Annotated in this window: 3 protein-coding genes; all 3 read left to right on the forward strand. The window is 30.7% G+C overall.

Annotated elements, in window-relative coordinates:
• The first annotated feature begins 71 nt into the window (after positions 1 to 71).
• A complete protein-coding gene (locus tag Q1J48_RS07715; protein ID WP_300362443.1) occupies positions 72 to 785 on the forward strand; it encodes a DeoR/GlpR family DNA-binding transcription regulator in 714 nt (237 codons plus the stop codon).
• Position 786: 1 nt separating this feature from the next.
• Positions 787 to 1,698 carry a 1-phosphofructokinase gene (gene pfkB / locus Q1J48_RS07720; RefSeq protein ID WP_300362446.1) on the forward strand — a complete coding sequence of 304 codons (912 nt, stop codon included), beginning with the start codon at positions 787 to 789 and terminating at the stop codon, positions 1,696 to 1,698.
• 9 nt (positions 1,699 to 1,707) lie between these two features.
• A partial coding sequence (locus Q1J48_RS07725) for a PTS fructose transporter subunit IIABC (protein ID WP_300362449.1) occupies positions 1,708 to 3,287 on the forward strand: 1,580 nt, incomplete at its 3' end.

The following is a 3,287-nucleotide window of genomic DNA, read 5'->3' on the forward strand; positions in this document are numbered from 1 at the left end:
TTTAAAAGAAAATGAAAGAAAAATATTGTTTTTATAAAAAAAATATGATAATATTATTTTGAGGTGAGAGGATGTTAAGTGTAGAGAGATATAACCTTATATTAGAACTGATAAAAAAAAGAAAAAATATAAAACTACAAGAGATTGTAGAGGAGTTAAAAATCTCTGAGGCTACTGCTAGAAGAGATTTGAATTTTTTAGAAAATAAGAAAAAAATAAAAAGAATACACGGTGGAGCTGTATTAATAGAAACAAAAGAAGAGGATATTGGATATAAAAAACTGATTAATATAGAAGAAAAAGATATTATAGCAAAAAAAGTTTTAGATTATATAGAAGATGGACAGATGATATATCTTGATGCTGGAAGTACAACAGGAAGTTTAATAAAATATTTAAATAGCTATAAAGAATTGAAAATAGTTACAAATAGTTTTCATCATATAAAGGAATTATTAAAATTAAAACATAACGAAGTATATCTTTTAGGTGGAAAGATGAAAGAAAAAACAGGGGCTATGATTGGTGGAATAGCAGTTAATTCACTTAAAAATTTTAATTTTGATCTAGCTTTTTTAGGAGCTAACGGGGTAAATGAAGATGGATATTTTACACCAGATCCAGATGAAGCACTTGTAAAGATAGAGGCTATAAAAAGAGCAAAGGAAAAATTTTTCTTATGTGATCACACTAAGTTTTATAAGAAAAGTTTTATAAAGTTTGCAGATTTAAAAGATGGAAAGATAATATCTGATAAGGATATACCAGAGGAGATAGGAGGATAAAATGATTTATACAGTAACTTTAAATCCAGCTGTTGATTATTATATAGGACTTGAAGAATTTCAAGAGGGAGGACTAAACCAAGCAAAAACAGCTTACACTTTACCAGGTGGAAAGGGGATAAATGTATCTAAAGTTCTTAAAAATTTTGGAGAAAAAAGTGTAGCCTTGGGATTTGTAGGTGGATTTACAGGAGATTATATAAAAAATGATTTAAAATCTGAAGGGATTGAAGAAAATTTTGTAAATATAAAAGATATGACAAGAATAAACCTTAAAATAAAAACTTTGTCAGATGAAAGTGAAGTAGCTGGAAAATCTCCAAATATAAATGATGAAGAATATAAAGAATTTTTATCAAAGACAAAAGATATAAAATCTGGAGATATTTTAGTTTTATCTGGAAGTATACCGAGTTCTCTCCCTCAAAATATATATGAACAAATAATTTCTGAACTACCTCAAGGTGTGAAAGTTATCCTTGATACAAGAGGGGAAACTTTAAGAAAAGTTTTAAAAGAGGGAATATTTTTAGTAAAACCAAATAATCACGAATTGGAAGATTTTTTTGGAGAAAAATATTCAACTGATGAGGAAATTATAGAGGCTGGAAAAAAATTAATGAAACTTGGAAGTGAAAATGTACTTATATCTTTGGGAAAAGATGGATCTATCCTTATAACAAAAGATGGGGTATATAGAGGAAATGTACCTAAGGGGGAATTAATCAGTTCGGTAGGAGCTGGGGATTCAATGGTAGCTGGTATGATATATGGGATTTCAACAGGAAAAACAATGGAAGAATCATATAGATACGGGATAGCCTCTGGAAGTTCCACAGCTTTTTCTCAAGGGTTGACAGATTTTGAAAGTATGAAAAAACTATTAAATGAAATAGAAATAAAAAAAATCTAGGAGGTAAAAATGTTAAAAGATATGCTTATTAAAAATTGCATGAATTTAAATCTTAAGGGAAAATCAAAAGAAGAAGTCATAGATGAAATGATAGATATGTTGATGGACAACGGAAGATTAAATGACAGAGAAGAGTACAAAAAAGAGATTTTAAAAAGAGAAGCTCAAAGTTCTACTGGATTAGAAGAGGGAATAGCTATTCCTCACGCTAAGACAAAAGCAGTAAAAATTCCAAGCATTGCCTTTGGAAGATCTTTAGAGGGTGTTGATTATGATTCACTTGATGGAGAACCGTCAAAATTATTTTTTATGATAGCTGCTCCAGCTGATGCAACAGACTCACACATAGAAGTATTATCAAAACTTACAACTTTACTATTAGATGATGACTTAAGAGAAAATTTACTTAAGGCTAAAACAAAAGATGAAATTTTAAATCTATTATTAAATGAGGGAAAGGCTAAAGAGGAAGAAAAAGAGGAAGAGTTGGAAGATGATAATCAAAATTTTACAGTTTTAGCAGTTACAGCTTGTCCAACTGGGATAGCTCATACATATATGGCAGCTGATACCCTTATGAAAAAAGCTAGAGAGATGGGGATAACTCTTAAGGTAGAAACAAATGGTTCTACTGGTGTAAAAAATAGATTGACTGATGAAGAGATAAAAAATGCTAAGGGAATAATAGTTGCAGCTGATAAAAATGTAGAGATGGACAGATTCCACGGAAAAAATGTAGAGATTGTTCCAGTTATAGAGGGGATAAAAAATCCTGAAAAATTAATAAGAAATGCAGTTGAACAAAAAGCAAAAATATATAAGGCTCAATCTGGAAAATCAGAGGGAAGTTCTGAAGAGAAAAAAGGATTTTATAAACATTTGATGTCAGGTGTTTCAAATATGTTGCCATTTGTTGTAGGTGGAGGAATATTAATAGCTCTTTCATTTATGTTTGGTATAAAATCAGCAGATCCAACAGATCCAAGCTTTAATGTAATAGCAAAATTATTAAAAGATATTGGTGGAGATAATGCCTTTTTCTTAATGGTGCCAGTAATGGCTGGATTTATTGGAATGAGTATAGCAGATAGACCGGGATTTGCACCAGCAATGGTAGCTGGACTTATTTCAGCAAATAATGGAGCTGGATTTTTAGGGGCTTTAATAGGTGGATTCTTAGGTGGATATATAGTTCTTTTATTAAAAAGAGTGTTAAGAGCTTTACCTGAAAGTTTAGAGGGATTAAAACCTGTTTTATTCTATCCAGTATTTGGAATTTTAATAACTGGGGTATTGATGTATAAAGTAATTTTAACCCCAGTGGCAGCACTTAATAACGGAATGACTTCTTTCTTAGGTGGACTTGGTACAGGAAACTTAGTTTTACTTGGAGTTATTCTTGCAGGTATGATGGCTATTGATATGGGAGGTCCTATAAATAAAGCAAGTTTTACTTTTGGTATTGCAATGATAGCAGCTGGAAACTATTATCCTCATGCAGCAGTAATGGCTGGAGGAATGGTTCCACCTTTAGGAATAGCTTTAGCAACAACTATTTATAAAAATAGATTCACTAAAGATGAGAGAGA

Origin of the sequence: Fusobacterium sp., from assembly GCF_029258315.1 — a bacterium.
GTDB lineage: Bacteria > Fusobacteriota > Fusobacteriia > Fusobacteriales > Fusobacteriaceae > Fusobacterium_B.

Bases quoted from the DNA above. Each gene is read 5' to 3' on its own strand.
- Q1J48_RS07715 (WP_300362443.1), top strand. From the start codon at position 72: ATGTTAAGTGTAGAGAGATATAACCTTATATTAGAACTGATAAAAAAA.
- pfkB (WP_300362446.1), top strand. From the start codon at position 787: ATGATTTATACAGTAACTTTAAATCCAGCTGTTGATTATTATATAGGA.